2 pseudogenes are annotated in these 1,253 nt (G+C 54.0%); both read left to right on the top strand.

Going from position 1 to position 1,253, the window contains the following annotated elements:
- Positions 1 to 74: 74 nt before the first annotated feature.
- A pseudogene (gene metC, locus CINSTRO3249_RS15985) lies at positions 75 to 899 on the top strand (cystathionine beta-lyase); the annotation flags it as partial.
- Positions 872 to 1,108, top strand: a pseudogene (locus tag CINSTRO3249_RS17020) (DedA family protein); the annotation flags it as partial. The pseudogenes metC and CINSTRO3249_RS17020, both read left to right, overlap by 28 nt.
- Between the last annotated feature and the right edge of the window lie 145 nt (positions 1,109 to 1,253).

Below are 1,253 nucleotides of genomic sequence, written 5' to 3'. Positions count from 1 at the left end.
GTCATATGCTGTTTAACCAGCGTCTGATATCGGCGGGTAAGGCGAGAGTCAATCCCGCCAACAGATAGGTTGAAATCATTCTGCAAAGTAATAACAGGTATCACGATAAATGTGTAGATACCTATGCATTTACGCAGGGTTCGGTGAATCCGGTCATCCAGCGGGCGTCCTCGCTGGTCTTTGATTCCGTCCAGCACAAGAAAAAGGCCACGGCGGGACGCGCCAGCGGCGAGCTGTATTACGGTCGGCGCGGCACGCTGACCCATTTTTCCCTGCAGCAGGCAATGGTGGAGCTGGAAGGCGGCGCCGGCTGCGCGCTCTATCCGTGCGGTACCGCAGCGGTCAGCAACGCGATTCTGTCTTTCGTCTCGGCGGGCGATCATATTCTGGTCACCGGTTCGGCTTATGAGCCAACGCAGGACTTCTGCCGTCATATCCTCGGCAAAATGAATATTACCACCACTTGGTTCGATCCGCTTATTGGCGCGGATATTGGCGATCTGATTCAGGATAATACGCGGGTGGTGATGCTGGAATCGCCAGGGTCAATTACCATGGAAGTGCAGGATATTCCTGCTATCGTGCGCGCGGTACGCGCCAAAAATCCTGACATTGTCATTATGTTGGATAATACCTGGGCGGCAGGAATACTGCTAAAAGCGCTGGATTTGGGCGTGGATATTTCCCTTCAGGCCGGCACCAAATATCTTATCGGCCATTCCGATGCGATGATCGGCACCGCGGTGGCCAACGCGCGCTGCTGGGATCAATTGCGAGAGCAATCCTATTTGATGGGCCAGATGGTTGATGCCGATACCGCTTATATGGCCGAGCGAGGGCTGCGCACGCTGGGCATTCGGCTAAAACAGCATCCGGCCTCAGCAATACCCGTTTCCAGCTGTTCAATTGGTTAAGCGCGCTAATATGGGTCACCGTGCTGGTATCGCTCGGCTATGCCATCAGCCATGTGCCGGTGGTTAAGCATCATGAGGATAAGGTGATGATGGCGTTGATGGCGTTGATTGTGCTGCCCGTGGTGCTGCTGGTCACCGGTCTGATAGGCAGCGTGCTGCTGATTATCCGCCGGCGGCGAGTCAAAAACGCCTAGCGCGCCCCGGCCCTTAAGTGCATAGGTATCTACACATTTATCGTGATACCTGTTATTACTTTGCAGAATGATTTCAACCTATCTGTTGGCGGGATTGACTCTCGCCTTACCCGCCGATATCAGACGCTGGTTAAACAGCATATGA

Origin of the sequence: Candidatus Sodalis sp. SoCistrobi, from assembly GCF_900143145.1 — a bacterium.
In the GTDB taxonomy this organism is placed as follows: Bacteria; Pseudomonadota; Gammaproteobacteria; order Enterobacterales; family Enterobacteriaceae; genus SoCistrobi.
This window is presented reverse-complemented; position numbering and strand designations above follow the sequence as displayed.